The sequence below is a fragment of the Devosia lacusdianchii genome (assembly GCF_022429625.1).
Classification (GTDB): domain Bacteria; phylum Pseudomonadota; class Alphaproteobacteria; order Rhizobiales; family Devosiaceae; genus Devosia; species Devosia lacusdianchii.
The window spans coordinates 2745475-2768871 of sequence record NZ_CP092483.1 but is presented as its reverse complement, the minus strand read 5'-3'; the positions used below and the strand labels follow the sequence as shown (position 1 = coordinate 2768871).

Below are 23397 nucleotides of genomic sequence, written 5' to 3'. Positions count from 1 at the left end.
AGTGACCCCCGGATCAAGTCCGGGGGAAGCGATTGTGGGTGGGGGCGGGCAAGTGCGCGTCCAGCCGACTCGCAAAACGCAATTGCGATTGGGAAATCGGTAACCAACGGCCTGCTACAATTCGATGCAGTTTGTATCGAGTTCAGACCATGATGTTTTCCCGTGCCGAAAAAACGCCTCTGGCGGAGTGGTGGTGGTCGATCGACCGGGAACTGCTTGGTGCGCTGATCCTGTTGCTAACCTGCGGCATGGTGCTGAGTTTCGCGGCCAGCCCGCCGGTGGCCGAACGCATCGGGCTCTCGCCCTGGTTCTTCATCATCCGCCATGCGCTGTTCTGCCTTGCCGCCTTGCCGGTGATGATCGGGGCGTCGCTGCTCAATCACCGACAGGCCCGGGTGGCGGCGCTCGTCACGTTGGTGGTTAGCCTCATCCTGCTGTGGGCGACGCTGCGCTTCGGTACCGAGGTCAAAGGTGCGCGGCGCTGGATTTCCTTTGCCGGCCAGTCCGTGCAGCCCTCCGAATTCGTCAAGCCGGCCTTTGCCGTGCTGGGAGCCTGGCTGTTCTCGGAGTCGATGGTGCACAAGAACGTGCCCGGCAAATTCCTGGCCTCGCTGATCATGTTGTCTATCGTGGCTGGCCTGCTGCTGCAGCCCGATATCGGGCAGACGGCGCTGGTCACCGCTACCTGGGCCGTGCTGCTGTTCCTGTCGGGTATTTCCTGGCTGATCATCTTCGGCTTGGCCGGTGCGGCCGGTGCATTGCTGTTCGGCGCCTATGTGTTCTTCCCGCACGTGTCGCGCCGTATCGATACCTTCCTCAACCCGGAAGGGGGCGGCAATACCTACCAGATCGATCGCGCCTTGCAGTCGCTGCTCGAAGGTGGCTGGTTCGGCAGGGGGCCGGGTGAATCGATCGCCAAGAAGCTCATTCCCGATGCGCACGCCGACTATGTGTTCTCGGCCGCCGCGGGCGAATTCGGCATCCTGTTTTGCCTCGTGCTGGTGGTGTTGATCGCCTTCATCGTTATTCGCGCCATGATGGGGGCACAAAGGCAGACGAGTCTGTTCTCGCGCCTCGCCGCCTCGACGCTGGCGATCCAGTTCGCCATGCAGTCGGGTATCAATCTGGCCGTGAACCTGAACCTCATTCCGCCCAAGGGCATGACGCTGCCGTTCGTTTCCTATGGCGGCACCTCGATGATCGCCATCGCCTTCGGCATGGGCCTGATGCTCGCCTTTACCCGCACCAAACCCGAGGAGCGCATGGCGACCGGTATTCCCAGCTACAAGAGCGCTGTGGCGCCATTGGCGCCGGCCGAATGAAGAAGTTCATGCTCATGGCCGGCGGGACGGGGGGGCACCTCTTCCCGGCAATGGCGTTGGCGCAGGAGCTCATCCGGCGCGGCAATACGGTCGAGCTGATGACCGATCATCGCGTCGAGACTTATGGCGCCGACTTCCCCGCCAGCCAAATCCACATTGTGCCGTCGGCGACGCCATCGGGGAAGAACCCGCTGGTCATGGCCGGGGCCGCTTTCAGGATCGTTTGGGGCATTGCCGTCGCCTTCGGCAAGTTGCGCGCCAGCAAGCCCGATTGCGTGATTGGTTTCGGCGGTTACCCCACCTTTCCGCCCTTCATCGCGGCCAACCTGCTGGGCATTCCGGGCATTCTGCATGAGCAGAATGCCGTGATGGGCCGGGCTAATCGTGCGCTTGGTCGCTTTGCCGATATCCTGGCCATGAGCTTCGCCAATACCAAGTTCGCCGATGCGCAGAACCTGGAAAAGGTGCTCACCGGCAATCCGGTGCGCGACCGCGTGCGCGTGGCAGCCGCGACGACTTATCCCGCGCTTAACTCAGATAGCCCCATACGCCTCGTGATCTTTGGCGGCAGCCAGGGGGCCAAGGCGTTGTCCGATATCGTTCCGGCGGCCGTCGCTTTGGTTCCCGACGCCATCCGTCATCGCCTGCAGATCGTGCAGCAGTGCCGTGCCGAGGATCTCGACCGCGTGGCGGAGGTCTATCGCCAGGCCAAGGTCAATGTGGAGCTGGCGGCGTTCTTTGGCGATCTGCCCGAGCGCATCTCGCGCAGCCATCTCGTCATTGCGCGTTCGGGTGCGTCGACTATTGCTGAAATCACGGTGCTGGGACGACCGGCAATCCTGGTGCCGCTGCCGGGCGCTATCGATGCGGACCAGAAGAATAATGCCCTGTTCTTCGAGAGTGCAGGGGCCGGCTGGGTGGCCGAGCAGGCCACGCTGTCGCCGCAATCGCTAGGCACTCGCCTGACTATCCTGCTAACAGACCCGGCCACCCTCGCCAAAGCCGCCGCTGCTGCCCGCTCCCTCGGTCAGCCGCGCGCCGTCGAGAGGTTGGCCGATATCGCCGAGATGCTATCCGGCAAGAACACAATGGAACTCACCTCATGAAGATGCCCCGCAATATCGGCCCCGTCCATTTCATCGGGATCGGCGGCATCGGCATGAGCGGTATCGCCGAAATCCTGCATAACCAGGGTTATGTGGTGCAGGGCTCCGACGCTGCCGCCAATCCCAATGTGCAGCGCCTGCAGTCGATGGGCATCAAGGTTGCCATCGGCCAGAGCGGCGACAATCTGGGTGAAGCCGCCGTGGTCGTCGTGTCCTCGGCGATCAAGAAGGATAATCCGGAGCTGGCTGCTGCCCGCGCTCGCGCCTTGCCAGTGGTGCGTCGTGCCGAAATGCTCGCCGAGATCATGCGCTTCAAGAACGCCATCGCCATCGGCGGTACGCATGGCAAGACCACCACGACGACGCTGGTGGCGACGCTGCTCGACGCGGGTGATCTCGATCCGACCGTCATCAATGGCGGCATCATCAATGCCTATGGCACCAATGCCCGTCTGGGCAGCGGCGAGTGGATGGTGGCCGAGGCCGACGAGAGCGACGGCACTTTCGTCAAGCTGCCGGCCGATGTCGCCATCGTCACCAATATCGATCCTGAACATCTCGACCACTATGGCGACTTCGAGGGGGTCAAGAAGGCCTTCCTGCAGTTCGTCGAGAACGTGCCCTTCTATGGCTTTGCCGTGATGTGCCTCGATCACCCCGAGGTGCAGGCGCTCGTTGGGTTGATCAAGGATCGCCGCGTCATCACCTATGGCCGCAATCCGCAGGCCGATGTGCGGCTGGTCGATCTCGAAACCGTGGATGGCGTCAGTCACTTTGCCGTCGAGATCCGCGACCGCATCCGTATGACCCAGCTCCGCATCGATGGGCTGGAGCTGCCAATGCCGGGCGTGCACAACGCGCTCAATGCTACCGCCGCCATTGCCGTGGCCGATCAGCTTCACGTGCCCGCCGAGGCCATCCGCAAGGGCCTCAAGGGCTTTACCGGGGTCAAGCGCCGCTTCACCAAGACCGGTGTCGTCGGCGGCATTACCGTGATCGACGATTATGGCCATCACCCGGTGGAAATCGCCGCTGTGCTCAAGGCGGCGCGGCAGTCGACCAAGCGCGACGTCATCGCCGTGGTGCAGCCACACCGCTACTCGCGTCTGCACGACTTGTTCGACGATTTCTCCGCCTGCTTCAACGATGCCGATACGGTCATCGTCGCGCCGGTCTATGCCGCCGGCGAGCAGCCGATTGCCGGCGTTACGCATGAAGAGCTGGTCAACCGCATCCGCGCGCGCGGTCATCGTGACGCGCGGGTCATCGATCGGCCCGAAGCGCTGGCGCCGCTTATCGCCAGCCGCGCCGAGGAGGGCGACTATGTCGTCTGTCTGGGCGCCGGCAATATCACGCAATGGGCCGCAGCGCTGCCGGCCGAACTCGGCGCGCTGATCGGGGAGGAGCCCAAGTGAGCAAGCACGTTGCCGTCCTCATGGGCGGCCTATCCAATGAGCGTCCCGTATCGCTCAGCTCGGGCAAAGGATGCGCCGAGGCGTTGCGCAATGCCGGCTATCGGGTGACCGAGGTCGATGTCGGCTACGACATTGCCGAGCGGCTGCGCGAAGTCGCGCCCGATGTGGCGTTCAATGCGCTGCATGGCCGCTTCGGCGAAGATGGCGCGATCCAGGGCGTGCTGGAATTCCTGCGCATTCCCTATACCCACTCAGGCGTGCTCGCCTCGGCCCTGGCCATGGATAAGCACCAGGCCAAGATCATGCTCAAGGCAGCCGGTGTGCCGGTTACCGATCACGTGGTCGCCAGCCGGGCCGAGGTTGGCTGCTCGCACGTCATGCAGCCGCCCTATGTGGTCAAGCCGGTGGCCGATGGTTCAAGCTTCGGCATCCTGATCGTCAAGGCCGACCAGTCGCATCCGCCCCAGGAGATCCTGGGCAGCGACTGGAAGGGCGGCGAGGACCTGATGGTCGAGCGCTATATTCCCGGTCGGGAACTGACCTGTGCGGTCATGGGCGATGTCGCGCTGGCGGTAACCGAGATCGTGACCGACCTCGCCTTCTACAATTACGAGGCGAAGTACTCGGCTGGCGGATCACAACACGTTATCCCGGCACAAATTTCACCGAAAATTTACGACAAAGTGCAGAAGATGAGCCTCAGGGCACATGCCGCGCTTGGGTGTCGCGGCATTACCCGCACCGACTTCCGCTACAACGATGCAGCGGGGGAAGATGGCGAGCTTGTCTGTCTGGAAATCAACACCCAGCCGGGCATGACCCCCACCTCGCTGGCGCCTGAACAGGCGCTGCATGCAGGGCATTCGTTCGAAGAATTGGTCTCCTGGATGGTGGAGGACGCGAGTTGCAACAGGTAAAGAGCGAGGCGTTTCTCGCTGGCGCAAGGATCGTCGATCCTCGCGCGCTGCCTGTTCCTGTCCGCTCTCCCCGCCGCAAGCTTGCCAACAATCTCGGTCGCACCTGGGTGCTGCATCGGCGCGTCATCAAGCGTGCACTCGCGATTGCCGCCTTGCTCGCTGCAAGCACCGCCGTCTACCAATTGCGCGAGCCCATCGCCGCAGGTGGCATGGTGCTGGGAGATCTCGCGCAGGGCCGCTTTGCCGATGCGGGCTTCGCCATTGGCGAGATCTCGATTACTGGCCAGACGCTGACCGGCGAGCAGGCGATTTTTGACGCCCTCGGCGTCGAGCCTCATACGTCCACTGTTAGTTTCGATGTGGAAGCGGCGCGCCAGCGGATCGCCGAACTGCCGGCCGTCGAAAGCGTCAGCGTCCGCAAGACCTATCCCGGCGACGTCATCGTATCGGTAACTGAAAAGGTACCGGTCGCGCGTTGGCGCGTCGACGGCATCACCTTCGTGGTCGATAGTACCGGCGAGCAGATCGGCGAAGATCGCGGTGCGTATTCCGACCTGCCGCTGGTCGTGGGTGACGGCGCCAATGACGACGCCATCGTCATGATCCGCGCGCTCGATCAGTATCCGGAGCTCAAGGATGGTCTGGTGGCGCTGTCGCGCATTGCCGACCGCCGGTGGGACATCATCTACGATACCGGCTTGCGGATACAATTGCCTGAACTGGGCGTGGCGCGCGCGCTGCGGCACCTAGTGACCTATCAGAACGACTATCAGTTGCTCGATCGCGACCTGACCGTCATCGACTTGCGGGTTCCCAGCCTCGTGGCCGTACGCCCGACCAAGACCGAGGAAGAAATCGCGGCGGCGGAAGAGGCGCGCCGGCAGGCCATCATCGAGCGGGCCAAGTCGGGCCAGCCCTATCCGATGCCGCCGCGCACACTGCCATCGCAGGCCTTTTCCGCACCGCTGCCGCCCGAAACTCCAGCCAGCCCGATTATCCCGCAATGATGACCGACGCCATGACATCCCGGCTTCGCCCCGTCCAGCCCGGCAAGACCACGCTGGTCGCCGTGCTCGACATCGGCTCCACCAAGATTTGCTGCGTCATCGCGCGATTGACCCCGCGCGCCGAAGGCAAGGCGTTGAGGGGGCGCACTCACCAGGCCGAGGTGATCGGCTTCGGCTACGGCCCATCGTCCGGCGTCAAGAGCGGCGTGGTCACCGATATAGAGAAGGCCGAGCAGACTATTCGCTCCGTCGTGGGCATGGCCGAGCGCGCCGCAGGGCTGACGCTCGAATCCGTGATCGTCAACGTCACCGCCGGACGCCTGGGCTCCGAGACCTTTTCGGCCGCCGTGTCGCTCGACGGGCAGGAAGTGGAAAAGGCGGATATCTATCGCGTGCTGCGTGCCGTCAACGAGCGGTCTGTGCGGCCGGAGCGCTCCATCATTCACGCGTTGCCCATCGGTTACGCGATTGACGGCCAGAAGGGCGTCCGCGACCCCAAGGGCATGGTCGGCGACAAGCTGGGCGTCGATGTGGCCGTGGTCAGCTCGGAAACGCTGGCCATGCGCAATCTCGAACTGGTGCTGCATCGCTGCCATCTGCAGATCGAAGCGCTGATCGCGACGCCCTATGCGTCCGGTCTGGCGACGCTGGTCGACGACGAGGCCAAGCTCGGCGTCGCCTGCATCGACTTCGGCGGCGCGACCACGACCGTGTCAGTCTTCAATGACGGGCACCTGGTCTATGCCGACGCCATCGCTATTGGCGGCCACCATCTGACGCTTGATATCGCCCGCCAGCTCTCAGTGAGCGTCGCTGATGCCGAACGACTCAAGACCTTCTACGGTTCGGTATTGCCCGGCCAGGCAGACGAGCGTGACTTGATCCCGATCCAGCCGGTTGGCGCCACGCATGACGAAGCGCCGGGGCAGGTGGCCCGCTCGGTGCTCACCCGCATCATGCGCCCGCGCATCGAGGAAATCCTCACCGCTATCCGTGACCGCATGCAGGCCACTGGTATGATGGATGTGTGCGGCCGCCGTTTCGTTTTGACGGGCGGGGCCAGCGAGATGACTGGCCTGCCCGAAGTCGCCCGCCGCATCCTGGCCCGCAACGTCCGCAACGGCAGGCCGATGGGCATTGCCGGCCTGCCTGAAATGGCCAAGGGCGCGGCCTTCGCCACGGTTGCCGGCATGCTGATCTATCCGCAGGTCTGCGCGCAGGAATATGCCGAGCCGAGAGGTCGCGGCCGGCTCACCGGCACCGACGGGTATTTTGCCCGGGTGGGCAATTGGCTGCGGACGAGTTTCTAGCGGATACCCCCTCCTAACGTCCCCCTGAAGAAGGGGGGACCGATCAGGTGCGTGACACAATCTTGGTCAAATTACCGGACGTCACCCCTCGGGCTTGACCCGAGGGGCCCTCACTTGCCTTGTCACTGGTAAAGTGTAGTGCCTCGGGTCAAGCCCGAGGGTGACGGCCGGTGGAATCGACATTGGTCGTGGGTGCTCCGATCCCCGACCTACCAGGCCCGCCCCGCGGCTTCCCCTAGTGTCAGCGCTAACCGCCTCCGCGTCGCGGCCTCGAACTCTTCTGGCCATTCGATGTCCAGCCGCTTGCCCATGGCCCGTGCTCGCGGCATGAATTCCCGTGCAATAGCGAAATTGGCATTGATCAGCGCCTCACGTTCTGGATCCGGATAGGGCAGGCGGGCCAACAGCGCCATCTGGTCGGGCGGCAACAATTTGGACTGGTGCAGGATCCCGCCGGGGTCGGGATTGGTCACATCCTGCATCAACAGCGCCTCGAGATGCCCGCGCATCATGCCGACGCCCAGCACCATGGTCACGTATTCATGCCGTCCGGCGCCGACCGGCATCAGGCCCAGCATGCGGATGAATTCGTGGATCAGGTAGCGCACCGTGCCCGCGTCAGGCTCCCTGGGTGGGAGCGTGTCGGGCAGGGCGTCATAGATGCCGTCGTGGTCGATCAGCGGTTTGACCAGGTTCTTCGCACGTCGGCCGAAATCCTTTGATGTGACGATCGTAAGGTCACAGCGCAGCCACTCCTCCGAGATCGCATTGAGCACGATGACCCCGCGCAGGAGCTCGTTCCAGAATACGATGGGTGTGATTTGCTGGAGCGTCGTGCGCCATTCATCGGCGAGCGCGCGTTCCTGACCCTCCGGCACCACGGCGATCAGGTCGACGTCGCTCCACTCATCCGCCGTGCCGCGACCAAAGCTGCCGGCCAGGAACAGACCACGGACGGCTTGTTTGTCTGCCATTTTTTCTGTGATCGCCGCGATCAGCTTATGCTGGTCCATCTCTGTCTCCTCCATGCGGGGGAGATGAGCATATGCGCCATTGGCGGGCAACCGATTGGCTCAGCGGGCCGCGCGCATCCGCCATGCCGCAGCGACGTCGGCGGCGATCTGCTCGATTGGGGCGGACGTGGTGTCCGCCTCCAGGTCGTAGCGGCAATAGTCGTGTGTCTTGAGATGATAGGCTGCTTCGCCCGTCTGCCGATTGCCGCGGGCGCGCTCGCGTTGTTCGAGAACGGCGAGCGGCGCGTGGACGCCGATCCAGAACACGTCGAGATGACCGATCAGCGCCGCTAGCTGATCGGCCCAGGTCCGTTGCTCCACAATATGCTCGATGATGACGTCGTTCCCCGCCGCTGCAAAGGCGGGGATGGAGCGGTGGAAACCATCAAAGAACCGCTCGCGACCGGCATGACGTTGATGCGGCGCCGGTGGGCGGAAACCCGCATCGGCCAGTTGATCGGAGGCATAGAGGCAAAAGGGCTCGGCCAATTGCGCTCGCAGAGCGTGGGACAGGGTGGTCTTGCCGGCACTGGAGGTGCCGTTGAGCAGGATTATGCGTCCGTCGGCCATGCGCTTCTCTTGAGAGATTATTTTCCCTCATAGGCTTTCCGCAGGTCCGCCACCACCAGTTTCCGCATGGACAGCATTGCCTGCATGGCCCGCTCAGCGCCGGCCTTGTCGGGGCCGAAGACGGTTTCGAAAATCTGCTTGGGCACGACCTGCCAGGAGAGACCGAACTTGTCCTTGCACCAGCCGCACATGCTTTCCTCGCCGCCATTGTCGACGAAGGTATTCCAGAAGTGGTCGACCTCTTCCTGACCGTCGCAGTCGATCATGAAGCTCACTGCCTCGGTGAACTTGAATTGCGGTCCGCCGTTGAGAAGGAAGAACTTCTGCCCGTCGAGTTCGATGATGGCGGTGAAGGCGGGCTTGTCGGGCGCGTGGCGGACCAGCTCATGCACTTTGGCCGACTTGAAGGTCTCGGAATAGAACTTGATCGCGTCGTCGATGCGGTCGTCGAACCACAGGCAAGGCATTGGTTTTGGCATGATCGTCGTCTCCTCGTGAACGGCCCTTTATAGAACCAATGTGTTATATTTCTAATTGGTTATTTATAGACTGTCAACTGACACGACTGGGTTTTTTGAGGCCCACGGGGCGGGCCGTGGTTAACCAGTCGTCAATGTCTGGGCGATGCTCCTCGCAAATTGCGTTCACGTTAACACCGGTGAGACAATTGTTAGGGAGCGGTTAACGTTTGCGGGGGTAAATCTTTACCAATCACGCCACTATGAGGCCCTTCATGACTATCAACCTCACCATCCCGGACATTCAGGAACTGAAGCCTCGCATCACCGTATTCGGTGTTGGCGGTGGTGGCGGCAACGCCGTCAACAACATGATCGAATCCGGGCTTGATGGCGTGGACTTCGTTGTTGCCAATACCGATGCGCAGGCCCTGGCCCTGAGCAAGGCGCAGCGTATCATCCAGCTCGGCGTCGGCGTCACCGAAGGCCTCGGCGCCGGTTCGCACCCCGAAGTCGGCCGTGCTGCGGCCGAAGAGAGCTGGGACGAAATCAACGATCACCTTAGTGGCTCGCATATGGTGTTCATCACCTGCGGTATGGGTGGTGGTACCGGTACCGGCGCGGCTCCCGTTGTGGCTCGGGCGGCGCGCGAGCAGGGCATTCTGACCGTTGGCGTGGTCACCAAGCCGTTCAACTTCGAAGGTAACCGTCGTACCCGCCTCGCCGATGACGGCATCGACGAGTTGCACCGTCATGTCGATACGCTGATCGTCATCCCGAACCAGAACCTGTTCCGCGTTGCCAACGAAAAGACCACGTTTGCCGACGCGTTCGCGATGGCCGACCAGGTGCTGTTCTCCGGCGTTGCCTGCATCACCGATCTGATGGTCAAGGAAGGCCTGATCAACCTCGACTTCGCCGACGTGCGCGCCGTAATGCGCGGCATGGGTAAGGCGATGATGGGTACCGGCGAAGCCTCGGGCGAAGATCGTGCCCGCCACGCCGCCGAAGCCGCCATTGCCAACCCGCTGCTCGACGACGTGTCGATGCAGGGCGCACGTGGTCTGCTGATCTCCATCACCGGCGGTCCGGACCTGACGCTGTACGAAGTCGACGAAGCGGCCAGCCGCATTCGCGAAGAAGTCGATCCCGATTGCAATATCATCCTCGGCGCGACCTACGATCCGGGCCTCACCGGCACGATCCGCGTCTCCGTTGTGGCCACTGGCACCGACGCGACCATGGTGCAGGCGCTGGAGCCGGCAAAGCCGCATGCTTCGCGCACGCCGCTCGAAGTGCGTCGCCATGTGCCGGTCGAGCCGACCCGTGTTGCCCAGGAACGTGCTGCATTTGCGCCGGCTCCGACGGTGACACAGATCGAGCATCAGGTCGAAGCTGCCGTCGCCGAAGCGATCACGTTCGATAACCCGGCTCCGAGCTATCATGGCCAGGAAGACGATGGCGTGTTCGTCGAGCCCTACATTCCGGCCGCTGCCAGCGTGCAGGAGACGGACGAGCCGACGACTATGGAAGACGAATCGCCGGTTCCCAGCGTCTATGTGCCGTCGCACGCCGCTCGCCCCGAAGGTCAGCGCCGCATGCCGCGCACCGAGGAGCTGCCGATTGTTGCCCGCCGGTCACAGGAACAGCAGGAACGTCATGAACCCGAGCCGCGCAATGCCCGCGCTCTGTTCAAGCGCCTCGCCTCCAATGTTGGCCTGAACCTAGGACAGCCGCAGCCGGTCGAACGCGAAGAAGCACCCCACCCGGCGGCTGACGACGCCGCTGCCCGCAGCGCAATTGAAGCTGGTGGGGCAAGGGCTTCGCGGGTTGCACCATCTGTCGACGGCGCCCGTGGCAACCTCGACGCCCAGGGTCGCCAACCGGCTCCAGCGCCGCAGAAGGATAGCCTGGAGATTCCAGCTTTCCTGCGCAAGCACGGTTAACGATCACCTGCTGATCATTTGAAACATTGCTCGGTGCGGCTTCCGCGCCGAGTTTTTTTTGGCTAACACAGTTTTTGGGCGTTCGGGGTTTTGGGCCGGAGTATTTCGAGTATGCAGAAACTTTCCACGCGCCAGCGTACCCTCGCGGCTGCGATCAGCTTCTCCGGCTATGGCGTTCATAGCGCCCAGCCGGTGACCCTCACGATCAGCCCGGCCGCTGCCGACAGTGGTATCATGATATGCCGGGAAACCGAGAGCGGCACCACCGCCCCTGTACCAGTGCATTTTTCTCGCGTGACCCGTACGACGCTGTGCACCACGCTCGATCTCGGCGATAGCGTCAGTGTCGCCACCATCGAACACGTCACCTCGGCCCTATCAGGCATGGGCGTCGACAATGCGCTCATCACGCTGGATGGCGGCGAATGCCCCATTCTGGATGGCAGCGCGCGCCCTTTTGCCGAAGCGATCGTCGAGGTCGGCCTCGAAATTCAGCCGGCGCAACGGAAATTCCTCAAGATCATGCGCGCCGTTACCGTGCGCAACAACGATGCCTTCGCGGCGCTCGAGCCGTATAACGGCCGCGCACTCGATCTCGAAATCGACTTCGACAGCAAGGTCATCGGCCGTCAGCGCATGATTTTCGACTGGACCCCGCGCCGCTATTACGAAGACGTTTCGAGCGCGCGCACCTTCGGCTTCGTGCGCGATGCCAAGATCCTGCGCCAGGCGGGCTATGCCCTCGGCTCCAGCCTCGACAATTCCATTACCGTACATGAGGACCGTATCCTCAACCCCGGCGGCCTGCGCTACGAAGACGAATTCGTGCGCCACAAGCTGCTCGATGCGATCGGCGATCTGTCGCTGGGCGGACTGCCAATCTGGGGCCGCTTCCGCTCGTACAAGGGCGGCCACGCTCTTAACGCGCATGTGCTGGCGGGTCTCTTTTCCAGCGAAGCCAACTATGAGATAGTCGGCGCAGAGGACCTGCCACTCGAATTCGAGGCGTTCGACGATCAGCCTATGGGGTTGGCGGTCAATCATTATCTGCGGTCCGTGCGCTAATCCCCGTGGGGGACGGCGCGCGGCGCCACAGTTTTGATCCATTTGCTAACTACGCCGCAACGCTGCGGTTTTCGTTATAAGGACGGGGCAGTTCGTGACAGTTGACGTTATTGGTGGTCTCACCGGCCGTGCGACCCGGTTCCTGACCGTTGCCCTCGTTGCGGTCGTGCTCGCAGGCTGCTCGGGGATGAACCTGTTTGGTCCGCCCAAAATCAGGGAAGCGGCCATTGTTCCGGCGGCGACGCTGTATCAGAAGGCACTGGACGACATGGATCGCCAGTACTTCCAGACCGCTATCAAGAGCCTGGAACAGCTTGACCGCCAGCACCCGCGCGATCCGCTGGTCGAAAAATCCAAGCTGATGCAGGTCTTTGCCAACTATCGCGGCGGCGAGCTCGACCAGGCGATTCTGGCAGCGGACCGGTTCCTGGCGCTCTATCCGACCGCCAAGGACGTTCCCTATGTGCTTTATCTCAAGGGCAATTCCTATTTCGCGCAGATCAAGGACATCACGCGTGACCAGCAGTTGTCGCGCGATGCCATCGACACCTACAACCTGCTGATTTCCAACTATCCGCAGTCTGAATATGCCGAGGACGCGCGCGAGAAGCTGTTGGTTGCCTTTGATCAGCTGGCCGGCAAGGAAATGTCGGTGGGCCGTTACTATCTGGGCAATGGCCAATACACGGCTGCCATCAACCGGTTCCGTACGGTCGTCGAGACCTGGCAGACTTCGACTCACATCGAAGAGGCGCTCTATCGCCTGACCGAGGCCTATCTGTCGCTTGGCCTGACCACCGAAGCCATGACTGCGGCCGCCGTGCTGGGTCACAACTACCCGTCGAGCAGCTGGTACAAGCAGGCTTTCGAACTGCTGGGCAAGCAGGGTCTCGCACCGACCGTCAACAACGGAAGCTGGATGGCAGGCTTGCGGAACTGATCGTTCCGGGGAACTAAGAGTTCCTAAGTAATTTGTTGCTAGTTTGTTCTGGGGCGCTAAGATGCGCCCCAGTTCGTTTGTGGCGGCGGTCAACGCTCGCCGCGTCATTCCCGCGAAAGCGGGAATCTCCCTAGCTGTGTGAAAGGGGGATTCCCGCTTTCGCGGGAATGACGTGATGGTAGTAGATTAATGTTCGTACGCCACCAGTGCAGAAGTCTGGGATAGTCCGCGCATGCTGAACGCGCTTTCGGTTCGCAATATTGTCCTCATCGATCAGCTCGATCTGGCGCTCGATGGCGGTATGACTGTTCTCACCGGTGAAACTGGCGCCGGCAAATCCATCCTGCTGGACGCGCTGACGTTGGCGCTTGGCGGGCGAGGGGACGCATCTCTGGTCCGAACCGGGCAGGAAAGCGGGCAAGTGGTGGCGGTGCTGCAATTGCCGGCCGACCATCCGGCGCGCGCCGCACTGCGCGACAACGCCATTCCCGATGATGAAGACGTCATCCTGCGCCGAGTTCAGTTCGCCGATGGCCGCACGCGAGCCTTCATCAACGATCAGCCGGTGTCCGCAGCCTTGCTGCAAAAGATCGGCGGGCAGATCGTGGAAATCCACGGCCAGCACGATGATCGCGCGCTGGTCGACGTGGCGACCCACCGGGCGGCGCTCGATGCCTTTGGCGAACTCGAGGCCGCCGTGGCGCGGGTGCGGGACGCCTGGCAGGACCTGAGCGACGCGCAGGAGGCCGTGGCGGCGCAAAAAGCGCTGGTGGCCGAGGCGCTGGCTGCCGAGGATTATGCACGGCACACGGTCGAGGAATTGGGCAAGCTCAAGCCGCAAGCCGGCGAAGAGGAAGAGCTCGCGGAGCGCCGGCAACACCTGCAACAGGTCGAGCGCTCGGCCTCCGACGTCACCGAAATCGACGAGATGCTCAACGGTCCATCCGCGCCTGCGCCGGCCCTGGCGAGCCTGATGCGCCGGCTGATGCGCAAGATCGACGGTGGCGCGACGCTGTTCCAGCCCATTGTGGACACGCTCGACGCTTCGCTGGGCGCGCTGGACCGCACGGGTGATGCACTCGACGAACTGAAGCGTGAAATGGCCTACGACCCCGCCGAGCTGGAAGGCGTCGAGGAACGGTTGTTCGCCCTGCGGGCGGCCGCGCGCAAGCACCAGACAAGCTGCGGCGGCCTGCAGGATGTACTGGCGAAATACACGGCAGACCTCGAAACGCTGCAAAGCGGGGAGGCGCGCCTCGCGGCGCTTGAAGCGGCCGAGGCCAGGGCCATGGAGGCTTATCGCAAGGCGGCTGAGACGCTGAGCGCCGGGCGTCTCAAGGCAGCCGGTGCGCTGGCCAAGGCGGTGGGCGCCGAATTGCCCGATCTCAAACTGGGCGCGGCCAAGTTCATCGTCGACCATCAGGTCGACAAAACCCGCATCGCCGCCGCCGGTTTCGACCAGATCGCTTTCCATGTGCAGACCAATCCGGGCACGGCGGCGGGGCCATTGCTCAAGGTCGCTTCGGGTGGCGAGCTCAGCCGGTTCCTCCTGGCGCTCAAGGTGGTGCTGGCCGATCGCGGCTCGGCGCCAGTGCTGATCTTTGACGAAATTGACACCGGAGTGGGTGGTGCCGTGGCCGACGCCATTGGCCGACGCCTGGCGCGGCTGGCCGGCAAGGTGCAGGTGCTGGCGGTGACCCACGCGCCCCAGGTGGCGGCGCGGGCGCAACGGCATCTGCTGATCGAGAAGCAGGCGGTCAAGGAGGGGGCGTTCATGCGCACCCATGTGAAGCCGCTCGGCGCCGATGCCCGGCAAGAGGAAGTCGCCCGCATGCTGGCTGGTGCTACCGTGACTGACGAGGCAAGGGCAGCCGCGAGCAAGCTGTTGAGCGAAGTTGGGTAGCAAGGATACCCCCGCCTGAGCTCCCCTAGAAAGGGGATCTAGCCGGCGCATGTGGCACGATTTCGCTGCAAGCGCGATCGGTCCCTCCCCCTATCAGGGGGAGGCAAGGAGGGGGTATCCTCGTTGATAGAATCTGCCTCCGAGTATCCCATGACCGACCTGTCCAAAAAAACCGTCGATGATCTAACCGAACAGGAAGCCGATATCGAGCTGGCTCGCCTTGCGGAGGCGATTGCCAAGGCCGATATCGCCTACCACCAGAAGGATGCGCCTGAGATCACCGACGCAGACTATGACGCGATGCGCCGACGCAATGAAGCCATCGAGGAGGCGTTTCCCAACCTGGTGCGGGAGGACAGTCCCTCGCTGTCGGTCGGCGCGCCGCCGGCAGAGGGCTTTGCCAAGGTCCGCCATGCGGTGCCCATGCTCAGCCTCGCCAAGGCCTATACCGACGAGGACGTGGTCGATTTCATCACCCGCGGCAAGCGCTTCTTCGAGCGGGACAAGGATCTCGATATCGCCTTTACCGCTGAGCCCAAGATCGACGGCCTTTCGGCCTCTTTGCGTTATGAGAATGGCGTCTTCGTGCAGGGTGCCACCCGTGGCGACGGCGCGGTGGGCGAGGACATCACCGCCAACCTGAAGACGATCGCCGATATCCCGCACAAGCTCAAAGGCTCGGGTTGGCCGCAGAGCATCGAGATACGCGGCGAGGTCTATATGACCTATGCCGAGTTCCAGGCGCTGAAGGCCCGTTCCGCCGCTGCTGGTGGGCAGGACTACGTCAACCCACGCAATACGGCGGCCGGCTCGCTGCGTCAGAAGGATGCGTCGGTTACGGCCAGCCGCAACCTCAAATTCTTCGCCTATGCCTGGGGCGCCACCACTGAGGACCCGGCGCCGACTCAGTTTGAGGCGGTGCAGAAATTCGCTGAGTGGGGTTTCAAGGTCAGCCCGCTGATGGTGCGCGCCAAATCGGTCGACGAATTGATTGCGCAGTATCGGCTGATCGAGGAGCAGCGCTCGTCGCTGGGCTACGACATCGACGGCGTGGTCTACAAGGTCGACCAGCTCGAACTGCAGCGCCGCTGGGGCTTCGTCACCGGCGAGCCGCGCTGGGCCGTGGCCCACAAGTTTCCGGCCGAGCAGGCCACTACTGTGGTGAAGCGTATCGACATCCAGGTCGGCCGCACTGGTACGCTGGCCCCGGTGGCCCGGCTGGAGCCGGTGACGGTGGGTGGCGTGGTCGTCGAGAATGTGACGCTGCACAACGAGGACTATATCAAGGGTTTTGACAGCAACGGCCTGCCGATCCGCGAAGGCGTGGATATCCGCATCGGCGATACCGTGGTCATCCAGCGGGCAGGGGACGTGATCCCGCAGATCGTTCGCGTGGTGTTGGAAAAGCGCCCGGCCGACGCGGTGGCCTATATTTTCCCCGATACCTGCCCGGTTTGCGGATCACCGGCGACCCGCGAGCTCAACGAGAAGACCGGCAAGGAAGACTCGCGCCGTCGTTGCACCGGCGAGCTGATCTGCCCGGCCCAGGCGGTGGAGGGGCTGCGCCATTTCGTGTCGCGCGGCGCCATGGATATCGAGGGACTGGGGGCCGAGAATATCGACCTGTTCTTCAATGCCGGCCTGGTCAAGACCGCCGCCGATATCTTCACGCTGAAAGATCGCCGGCCTGCCGTCACCAAGGCGCTGGCCGAGCGGCGCGAAGAGCAGGCGCGGCTGCGCGAGGCTGCATCGGGCAAGACGCGCAAGAATGTGCGCAGCGTCGAGGACCGCAACTACGAAGGGCTCGACAAGCTGTTCGCGGCCATCGATGCACGCCGGGAGCCCGAACTTGACCGGTTCATCTTCGCGCTAGGCATCCGCCATATCGGCGAGACCACCGCGGCGGTGCTGGCGCGGACCTTCTCGACCATGGAGGAGCTGATCCGGGTCGGCAAGGAAACCGCCGCCGCCGAAGACCCGCATAGCGTCTTCTCGTCGGTCGACGGCATTGGCGGCACGGTGATCGAAGCGCTGGTCGATTTCTTCGGCAATGAGCGCAATGACGACGTGCTCGATGCGCTGCTGAACCAGGTACATCCCAAGCCCTATGTGGTGGTGGTCTCGGCTGATAGCGTGGTGGCGGGCAAGACGGTGGTGTTCACCGGCTCGCTCGAAAAAATGTCGCGATCGGAAGCCAAGGCTATGGCCGAACGACTGGGCGCTAAGGTAGCCGGCTCGGTATCGGCCAAGACCGATATCCTCATTGCCGGCCCGGGCGCCGGGTCCAAGCTGAAGACGGCAGAGGCGCTTGGCGTCGAGGTCATCAGCGAAGACGAGTGGTTTGTGCGCGTCGGCAAGTGAATTTGGGCGATCCGCCCAGGGAGAGTACATGAAGAGACTGGCCGGACTGGTGATAACGGCAACGCTGCTATCGGGCTCCGCACAGGCGGGCGAAGCGGGCGATGCACTCATCGAACATCTCTATGCCGGCAAGGCGGCCCAGGGCCTCGCCGTCGCTGGCAGCGCCTGCGACGCGGCCGATCAGGAAGGGTGTTTCGCTCTCGGTCTGCTGAAATTCGTCACGGCCTATGAGGGCTTGGCTCAGGATCTCTACCGCTATGGCGCAACCACACCCGGCACCACCGCCGCGGCCATGCTGTTGGGCCTCAACATGGGCGCCGAGTCCATTCCGGCCAATCCCAACCCGGAACCGCTGACATACGACGCGTTGCGCACCGTGCTTTCGGACTTTGTGGTTGATCTGGATCTGGCGCGAACCGCTTTCGAGCTCTCCGGCGGAGAGGGCGACTATGTCATCACCATCGATCCGCTCAAGGTGCGGATCGATTTCAACGGCAATGGCGAGGCCGATGCGGGCGAAACGCTTGGCGCGGTGATCGAGTCGTTCGATAATTTTGACGAGTTCGATGAGTTCGACGAATTCGAAGTCCCGGACGCTCCGCCGCCGGGCGGCAAGAGCAAGACCAAGGATGTAGAGCCGGCGGTGGTCGATACCACCATTGGCTTCGATCGCGCCGACGCCATCTGGTTTGCCGGCTATACGCAGGTCACGGCGGCGCCGTTCGATCTGCTTCTGGCCCATGACTTCACGGACTTCTTCAACGCCTACCTGCACCGTGTCTTCCCTAAGGCCGATCTGCCAATGCAGGACTATTCGCGCGGCGGCATGCTGTTCATGGATCCTGAGAGCGATACCGGCATCGCCGATATCATCGCCGCGATCCACACGCTGAACTTCCCGGTAACCGATGCCGAGCGGCTGGCCGGCGTGCTCGACCGCCTCAAGTCGATCACGGCACTGTCGCGCCAGAACTGGGAGCTGATCCTGGCCGAGACGGACGACAACAGGGAATTGGTGCCATCGCCCAGCCAGACCTCGCTGGTGCCCGATACCCCGGTAACGCAGAAGACCGTGGATGCCTGGATGGCAACGCTTGATACCGTCGATCAGGTGCTCGATGGCGAGTTGCTGGTGCCGCATTGGCGCTTCAAGCAGGGCTTTGATCTCAAAGCATATTTCGAGACCGCGACCCGCACCGACCTCGTCATGATCCTGACTGGCGCGGGGGCACTGCCTTACCTCAAGGACGGCCCCATCGCCGATGCGCAGAGCTTTGCGGAAGCCAATGAGGCGTTCGGTGTCGACTGGCTGAATTACGTGTTCTGGTTCAATTAGACCCTGGGCACGACGACTCTTCGCTCAATCGTCATTGCCCGGGCAATCCAGCATGCCCAGGGGCGCATTTGAACCACCCGAACAAGTCGGGTGGTGACGATGTGGAGAGGTTGGCGTATCACCACCAATACCGGATGCTGACTGGAAGAATAGCCAGCCCTCGTTCTGTTCTTGGAGATTTCCCATGCGCCTTGCTGCCCTCGCCACCGGCATGTTCCTGGCCCTGACGGGTTTCGCTGCTGCCCAGGCTTTCGAAACGCCGCAGGATTTGCTTACGGCGTTCTATGAACCGTATTTCAGCGACGATTTCCCCGAGGACGAGGTGCAATTCCGGTCGGCGGCGCTGCAGGCGCTTTACGACAATGATGCGCTGGTGACGCCGGAAGGGGAGATGGGGGCGCTGAGTTTTGATCCCTATATCGACGGGCAGGACTACGAGATCACCGATTTCGAGATCGGTGCGCCCGGCATTGCTGGCGACTATGCCTCGGCCGACGTGACCTTCAAGAATTTCGGCGAGCCGCGCAGCCTAACCTATGAGCTGGTGCTGGAGAACGGCGGCTGGAAAATCGACGACGTCGTTTCGACCAATCCGGACAATCCCTATCGCCTCAGCGAGATTTTCGCGGAAGCCGCCGCACTCTACAATTAAATGGACGAAATTTAAGGCAGCTGTCGCAAATCCGCCACCGCCCCATCACAGTCATGCCGTGCGACGCAGCTAGCAGGCTGGCGTCACATGAGGGGCAAGGGAATGCGACAGATATTGGCGGCGTTTGCGGCCATGGCGATGGTGCCATGCGCCTGGGCGGCCGAGCGCTTCGACAATCCGAAGGCGCTGGTGGCGGCCATCTATGACGACTACCAGCTCGGCCAAACGGTCGCCGATCCCACCGTCTACTACTCGACCCGGCTCAAGGCGATCTTCGACCAGGCGGTCGAGAACGACGTGTTCTCCAGCGATGCAGCGATGAGTGGCTCTGAATTCACCATCGACGCCGTGTTCAATCCGTTCCTGCCCGACGTCAATGCGCTGCTGTTCGATGTCCATATCGGGGAACCGGCGCAGATCGACGACCGGGCGGTGATCAATGTGAGCTATCACAATTTCGACCAGCCACGGCTGCTGAGCATAGCCATGGTGCGCGAAGCCGAGGGCTGGAAGGTCGATGATGTCTCATCGATGGGCAGCGAGGAACACTGGCTTTTGAGCTGGGCCCTGACCTACGATCCGCTGGGGTTTTAAGGTTCTTCACTCCTCCTTCGGGGAGAGGTCGCTACCCTTCTCAACCCACAGTCGCTCCCGCGGACTTGATCCGCAGGTCTCTCACCGCTTGTGCCGTGTTGAGAGTGACCGCGGATCAAGTCCGCGGCAAGCGATCGTGGGTAGGGCGGTCTCTGTGCGCCGCAAAAAGGCCTCTACAATTCCTCAGTCGCGTCCTTGAGCCAGTCCTTGACCTTGCCCTTTACCAGCGGGCCGATCTCCTTCCACACGCGGCGGTGGTAGGCGTCGATCCAGGCGCGCTCGGCTTCTGTGAGCATGGACTTGCGGATGAGGCCCCGATCGATCGGGGCCAGGGTGATGGTCTCGAACTCGAGATAACCATCGAAACCCGCGCTCGGCACCACCGTGATCAGGTTCTCGATGCGAATGCCGTATTCACCGGCCTTGTAAAAGCCCGGCTCGTTGGAGATGACGTTGCCGATCTCGAGCGGCATCGTGTAGCGCGAGGAAATGCCGATCGGGCCTTCGTGGACGCCCAGATAGGCGCCGACGCCGTGCCCGGTGCCGTGATTGTAAGTCACCCCCGCCTGCCACAGGAATTGGCGCGCCAGCACGTCGATCTGCGCACCCGAGGTGCCCTTGGGGAACCGCGCCATCGAAATGGCCACCATGCCCTTGAGCACGCGGGTGAAGCGGTCGCGCTGTTCGTCGCTTGGCTTGCCAGTCGACATGGTGCGGGTGATGTCGGTCGTGCCCGACAGATATTGCGCGCCGCTATCGACCAGCATGATTTCGCCGGGATTGAGCACGCGGTCGGTCTTGTTGGTCACGCGGTAGTGCACGATGGCACCGTTGGGCCCGGCACCTGAAATGGTGTCGAAGCTGGCATCGACGCAGGTCTCCTCCTCGCGACGGAAGGCTTCGAGCGCCGTGACGATGCCGGTTTCGGTTAGCCCGCCCTTCGGCGCCGCGTCGTCGAACCAGGCGAGAAACTTGGCCAGCGCCACGCCATCGAGCTTGTGGGCTTCGCGCATGCCGGCCAATTCGGCATCATTCTTGCGCGATTTTGGCAGCAGCACCGGGTCGCGCTTCTCGATCAGCTTCGCGCCGGCATCCTTGAGCGCGGTGGCGACGGACTCCGGCGCGGTGGCGGGGTCGATCAGCACGGCTTTGGAGCCCTTGCCCAACCGCGCCAAAGCCTCTGGCAGGCTTTTGCTGCTGGACAGCTTGGCGACGCCATCCAGCGCCTTGCGGATGTCGTCGGTGATCTTGGCCGGGTCGAGATAAAGCGTCGGCAAGCCCTTCTTCGGCACGATGGCAAAGCCCAGGACGTAAGGCGTGTTGGGCACGTCGCGGCCGCGCATGTTGAACAGCCAGCAGATCGATTCGGGTAGGGTCAGCACGCCCGCATCAGCGCCGTCGGCAGCCAACGACGCTTGAATTTCGGCAATTTTGTCGGGGGCCGTCTTGCCGGCACGGTTGTGGCCCAGAAATTCGATGGGACTGACCGGGGCGCCGGGGCGATCCTTCCAGATGCTATCGACCAGGTTGGCGGATGGGACCATGGTGGCGTGGCCATCGAGCATGGCCGTTATGTCGCGCACTTCGCCCGGCGTGTGCAACCAGGGGTCGTAGGCAATGGTGCCACCCTTGGGCACGTAGTTGCGAGCCTCGGCAGCAATGCCCCGACTCTCGGTCTGGATCACCGTGATCTTCTTGGTGTCGGTCTGCGCTGGGGCCTGCAGCGTGTAGCGGCTGTCGACGAATAGCGCCGCCTTCTTCGCGCCGACCAAGGCGACGCCGGCGGAGCCGGTAAAGCCGGTGATATAGGCCAGCCGCGCTTCGCTCGGTGGAACCGACTCGCCGCGATGCGCATCGGCGCGCGGAATGAGGAAGCCATCCACGCCTGCCTTGGCCATGGCCGCCCGCAACGCGGCGAGGCGCGGAGCCACGTTCTTCGGGTCGGCCTTTTCCTCGAAGCTCTGGAAAACGGCAGGGGGGAAGCTCTGGGCGGTCATGGGCGGGAATTCCTCGTGCCGGAGTGCGCTCCGGTCATGGCTGGCTTGTTACGCCGGGCAATCGCAAATCGGCGCCGGCGCCCTAACTTAGATGGAGAAGCAAGGAGAGCGAAATGGATAAGAGCAAGAATTTCGTGGTCCGCGTCTTCGATGCGATGATGGCGGGACGCGAGCGCGAGGCGCAGCGCTACCTCGACCGCTTCGAGCGCGACTATGGCAAGCTGAACGGCAAATTAACAAAGCGGTAACGGGGTTTGCGAGTCTTGCAGGGCTGCCTTGACCGCTAGGGCCTAACCAAACCCTACCGGTGAGACTAAATAACATCGCGACGGGGGCAATAGACCATCGTCACAAGTGCATGGAGACTAGAATGACTGAGAGCAAGAACGATTTCCGCAAGGCACTGGGGTCCGTTATCGACGCCCGTGGCCGTGAATCGAGCCGCCAGGTCAGCTACCGCATGCAGCACCAGCTGATCGGCGCGTTCACCAAGCGCCCGTAAGGCCGCTGCAGTTTACTGCTGACGATCTGACGATCCCCGGAGCTCGCTTCGGGGATTTTGCTTTTGGGGTGAGTAACGGAACGCAGCTTGGCGGCGCCACTCGGCCCGTCCGCTACTTCATTTCCAGCATCAGCGTGGTCCAGTCTTTGCGCTGCAGCTTCTGCGTCAGGGTCATGCCTTGGCGAGCATAGGCGTTGATAACGCCGCGCGCCTGATGCTCCAGAATGCCGGACAAGATGATGGTCGCGCCCTTCTGCGCCGCGCGGCCAACGGCCGGCGCCAGCGCCATCAGCGGCCCTGCGAGAATATTGGCCACGATCAGATCGTAGGGTGCATTTTGCGCGATCGCCGGGTGGTTTAGCCCCGTCGCTTCAAGCGCGATAATGAGCTTGCCGACCCCGTTCTGGGTCGCATTTTCCTGCGTCGTCACCACCGAGATCGGGTCAATATCGGTGGCGATCACCGTCGTGCGCGTGCGCTTGGCAAGGGCAATGGCGAGCACGCCGGTGCCGGTGCCAACGTCGAGCATGTGGCGCGGTTTCCGGCGCTTCAGCAGCTTGTCGATGGCCTCGAGGCACCCGGTGGTGGTTTCGTGGTGACCGGTGCCAAAAGCCTGCGCCGCGTCGATCCGCATCGGGGTCAAGCCGCTCGGAACCGGTCCGGTTTCGTGGCTGCCGTAGACATAGAATCCGCCGGCGATGACCGGCGCCAGGCCTTCAAGCGACTTGGCAACCCAGTTGATTTCTGGATCGATCGGCGAGACTGAAAATTCGACAGCCCCACCAAGGGTTTGCCGGGCCAGTTCAACAAATGATTCAACATCGGGCGGGCTGTCGCAGGTGGCCTCGAAGAACCACTCGCCGGTGTCTTCGTTCTCATGGGCCGAGGCCGTCAAAGCCAGATCGTCGCGTTCCATGACGGCGTCGACCAACGCGTAAGCCTGTTCCTTGGTGAGCGGGGCGGAGAGCTGGTCGACGGGCATA

Annotated in this window: 21 protein-coding genes; 16 read left to right on the top strand and 5 right to left on the bottom strand. The window is 62.8% G+C overall.

The window, feature by feature from the left end:
* Nucleotides 1–152: 152 nt before the first annotated feature.
* From MF606_RS13630 to ftsA, 6 genes are read left to right on the top strand one after another with little or no spacing between them, the layout of a single operon-like run.
* On the top strand, nucleotides 153–1322 hold the full coding sequence (locus MF606_RS13630) for an FtsW/RodA/SpoVE family cell cycle protein (RefSeq protein ID WP_240233851.1): 1170 nt from the start codon (nucleotides 153–155) through the stop codon (nucleotides 1320–1322).
* Nucleotides 1319–2428 carry an undecaprenyldiphospho-muramoylpentapeptide beta-N-acetylglucosaminyltransferase gene (murG, locus tag MF606_RS13625; RefSeq protein ID WP_240229892.1) on the top strand — a complete coding sequence of 370 codons (1110 nt, stop codon included), beginning with the start codon at nucleotides 1319–1321 and terminating at the stop codon, nucleotides 2426–2428. The genes MF606_RS13630 and murG overlap by 4 nt, the downstream gene beginning before the upstream one ends.
* Entirely contained in the window at nucleotides 2425–3843 is a 1419-nt protein-coding gene (gene murC / locus MF606_RS13620) for a UDP-N-acetylmuramate--L-alanine ligase (protein ID WP_240229891.1), read from the top strand. The genes murG and murC overlap by 4 nt, the downstream gene beginning before the upstream one ends.
* Entirely contained in the window at nucleotides 3786–4760 is a 975-nt protein-coding gene (locus MF606_RS13615; protein ID WP_420842209.1) for a D-alanine--D-alanine ligase, read from the top strand. The genes murC and MF606_RS13615 overlap by 58 nt, the downstream gene beginning before the upstream one ends.
* A complete protein-coding gene (locus tag MF606_RS13610) occupies nucleotides 4748–5767 on the top strand; it encodes a cell division protein FtsQ/DivIB (protein WP_240229890.1) in 1020 nt (339 codons plus the stop codon). The genes MF606_RS13615 and MF606_RS13610 overlap by 13 nt, the downstream gene beginning before the upstream one ends.
* Nucleotides 5768–5778: 11 nt before the next feature.
* The gene (ftsA, locus tag MF606_RS13605) at nucleotides 5779–7077 is read left to right on the top strand and encodes a cell division protein FtsA (protein ID WP_240229889.1); all 1299 of its coding nucleotides are present in this window, start codon (nucleotides 5779–5781) and stop codon (nucleotides 7075–7077) included.
* Between the two features lie 209 nt (nucleotides 7078–7286).
* Here ftsA and MF606_RS13600 read toward each other — a convergent pair whose 3' ends face one another.
* From MF606_RS13600 to MF606_RS13590, 3 genes are read right to left on the bottom strand one after another with little or no spacing between them, the layout of a single operon-like run.
* Nucleotides 7287–8141, bottom strand: coding sequence for a nucleotidyltransferase domain-containing protein (locus MF606_RS13600; RefSeq protein WP_240229888.1), 855 nt, complete (start codon nucleotides 8139–8141; stop codon nucleotides 7287–7289).
* Nucleotides 8142–8150: 9 nt separating this feature from the next.
* Complete coding sequence (locus MF606_RS13595; protein ID WP_240229887.1) at nucleotides 8151–8660, bottom strand: chloramphenicol phosphotransferase CPT family protein; 510 nt, start codon at nucleotides 8658–8660, stop codon at nucleotides 8151–8153.
* A gap of 17 nt (nucleotides 8661–8677) precedes the next feature.
* Entirely contained in the window at nucleotides 8678–9139 is a 462-nt protein-coding gene (locus MF606_RS13590; RefSeq protein ID WP_240229886.1) for a VOC family protein, read from the bottom strand.
* Between the two features lie 254 nt (nucleotides 9140–9393).
* Between MF606_RS13590 and ftsZ the strand changes: the two genes are divergently transcribed.
* The 8 genes from ftsZ to MF606_RS13550 all read left to right on the top strand — a co-directional run bounded on the left by ftsZ (nucleotide 9394) and on the right by MF606_RS13550 (nucleotide 19915).
* On the top strand, nucleotides 9394–11064 hold the full coding sequence (ftsZ, locus tag MF606_RS13585) for a cell division protein FtsZ (RefSeq protein WP_240229885.1): 1671 nt from the start codon (nucleotides 9394–9396) through the stop codon (nucleotides 11062–11064).
* A 111-nt stretch (nucleotides 11065–11175) separates the two neighbouring features.
* Complete coding sequence (lpxC, locus tag MF606_RS13580) at nucleotides 11176–12129, top strand: UDP-3-O-acyl-N-acetylglucosamine deacetylase (protein ID WP_240229884.1); 954 nt, start codon at nucleotides 11176–11178, stop codon at nucleotides 12127–12129.
* 94 nt (nucleotides 12130–12223) lie between these two features.
* Nucleotides 12224–13069, top strand: coding sequence for an outer membrane protein assembly factor BamD (locus MF606_RS13575; RefSeq protein WP_240229883.1), 846 nt, complete (start codon nucleotides 12224–12226; stop codon nucleotides 13067–13069).
* Nucleotides 13070–13301: 232 nt separating this feature from the next.
* Entirely contained in the window at nucleotides 13302–14972 is a 1671-nt protein-coding gene (gene recN / locus MF606_RS13570; protein ID WP_240229882.1) for a DNA repair protein RecN, read from the top strand.
* Nucleotides 14973–15131: 159 nt separating this feature from the next.
* Nucleotides 15132–17333, top strand: a complete 2202-nt coding sequence (gene ligA, locus MF606_RS13565) for an NAD-dependent DNA ligase LigA (RefSeq protein WP_240233849.1) — start codon at nucleotides 15132–15134, stop codon at nucleotides 17331–17333.
* 28 nt (nucleotides 17334–17361) lie between these two features.
* Entirely contained in the window at nucleotides 17362–18669 is a 1308-nt protein-coding gene (locus MF606_RS13560; RefSeq protein WP_240229881.1) for a hypothetical protein, read from the top strand.
* A 184-nt stretch (nucleotides 18670–18853) separates the two neighbouring features.
* Nucleotides 18854–19321 carry a DUF3828 domain-containing protein gene (locus tag MF606_RS13555; RefSeq protein ID WP_240229880.1) on the top strand — a complete coding sequence of 156 codons (468 nt, stop codon included), beginning with the start codon at nucleotides 18854–18856 and terminating at the stop codon, nucleotides 19319–19321.
* 102 nt (nucleotides 19322–19423) lie between these two features.
* A complete protein-coding gene (locus MF606_RS13550; protein WP_240229879.1) occupies nucleotides 19424–19915 on the top strand; it encodes a hypothetical protein in 492 nt (163 codons plus the stop codon).
* A gap of 173 nt (nucleotides 19916–20088) precedes the next feature.
* Here MF606_RS13550 and MF606_RS13545 read toward each other — a convergent pair whose 3' ends face one another.
* Nucleotides 20089–21912, bottom strand: a complete 1824-nt coding sequence (locus MF606_RS13545; RefSeq protein WP_240229878.1) for an aminopeptidase P family protein — start codon at nucleotides 21910–21912, stop codon at nucleotides 20089–20091.
* A gap of 113 nt (nucleotides 21913–22025) precedes the next feature.
* Here MF606_RS13545 and MF606_RS21630 point away from each other — a divergent pair, with 113 nt between their 5' ends.
* Nucleotides 22026–22160, top strand: coding sequence for a hypothetical protein (locus MF606_RS21630; RefSeq protein WP_275693082.1), 135 nt, complete (start codon nucleotides 22026–22028; stop codon nucleotides 22158–22160).
* A 122-nt stretch (nucleotides 22161–22282) separates the two neighbouring features.
* On the top strand, nucleotides 22283–22414 hold the full coding sequence (locus MF606_RS21625) for a hypothetical protein (protein ID WP_263574796.1): 132 nt from the start codon (nucleotides 22283–22285) through the stop codon (nucleotides 22412–22414).
* A 112-nt stretch (nucleotides 22415–22526) separates the two neighbouring features.
* On the opposite strand, the gene MF606_RS13540 is transcribed toward MF606_RS21625, so the two are convergent.
* Nucleotides 22527–23396, bottom strand: coding sequence for a 50S ribosomal protein L11 methyltransferase (locus MF606_RS13540; protein ID WP_240229877.1), 870 nt, complete (start codon nucleotides 23394–23396; stop codon nucleotides 22527–22529).
* Between the last annotated feature and the right edge of the window lies 1 nt (nucleotide 23397).

What these genes read in the sequence shown, in the direction of transcription:
- MF606_RS13615 (WP_420842209.1), top strand. Translation starts at nt 3,786, where the DNA reads ATGGGCCGCAGCGCTGCCGGCCGAACTCGGCGCGCTGATCGGGGAGGA.
- MF606_RS13545 (WP_240229878.1), bottom strand. Translation starts at nt 21,912, where the DNA reads ATGACCGCCCAGAGCTTCCCCCCTGCCGTTTTCCAGAGCTTCGAGGAA.
- MF606_RS13595 (WP_240229887.1), bottom strand. Translation starts at nt 8,660, where the DNA reads ATGGCCGACGGACGCATAATCCTGCTCAACGGCACCTCCAGTGCCGGC.
- murC (WP_240229891.1), top strand. Translation starts at nt 2,425, where the DNA reads ATGAAGATGCCCCGCAATATCGGCCCCGTCCATTTCATCGGGATCGGC.
- MF606_RS13550 (WP_240229879.1), top strand. Translation starts at nt 19,424, where the DNA reads ATGCGACAGATATTGGCGGCGTTTGCGGCCATGGCGATGGTGCCATGC.
- MF606_RS21630 (WP_275693082.1), top strand. Translation starts at nt 22,026, where the DNA reads ATGGATAAGAGCAAGAATTTCGTGGTCCGCGTCTTCGATGCGATGATG.
- MF606_RS21625 (WP_263574796.1), top strand. Translation starts at nt 22,283, where the DNA reads ATGACTGAGAGCAAGAACGATTTCCGCAAGGCACTGGGGTCCGTTATC.
- MF606_RS13540 (WP_240229877.1), bottom strand. Translation starts at nt 23,396, where the DNA reads ATGCCCGTCGACCAGCTCTCCGCCCCGCTCACCAAGGAACAGGCTTAC.
- MF606_RS13590 (WP_240229886.1), bottom strand. Translation starts at nt 9,139, where the DNA reads ATGCCAAAACCAATGCCTTGCCTGTGGTTCGACGACCGCATCGACGAC.
- recN (WP_240229882.1), top strand. Translation starts at nt 13,302, where the DNA reads ATGCTGAACGCGCTTTCGGTTCGCAATATTGTCCTCATCGATCAGCTC.
- ftsA (WP_240229889.1), top strand. Translation starts at nt 5,779, where the DNA reads ATGACATCCCGGCTTCGCCCCGTCCAGCCCGGCAAGACCACGCTGGTC.
- murG (WP_240229892.1), top strand. Translation starts at nt 1,319, where the DNA reads ATGAAGAAGTTCATGCTCATGGCCGGCGGGACGGGGGGGCACCTCTTC.
- MF606_RS13630 (WP_240233851.1), top strand. Translation starts at nt 153, where the DNA reads ATGTTTTCCCGTGCCGAAAAAACGCCTCTGGCGGAGTGGTGGTGGTCG.
- MF606_RS13560 (WP_240229881.1), top strand. Translation starts at nt 17,362, where the DNA reads ATGAAGAGACTGGCCGGACTGGTGATAACGGCAACGCTGCTATCGGGC.
- ftsZ (WP_240229885.1), top strand. Translation starts at nt 9,394, where the DNA reads ATGACTATCAACCTCACCATCCCGGACATTCAGGAACTGAAGCCTCGC.
- lpxC (WP_240229884.1), top strand. Translation starts at nt 11,176, where the DNA reads ATGCAGAAACTTTCCACGCGCCAGCGTACCCTCGCGGCTGCGATCAGC.
- MF606_RS13555 (WP_240229880.1), top strand. Translation starts at nt 18,854, where the DNA reads ATGCGCCTTGCTGCCCTCGCCACCGGCATGTTCCTGGCCCTGACGGGT.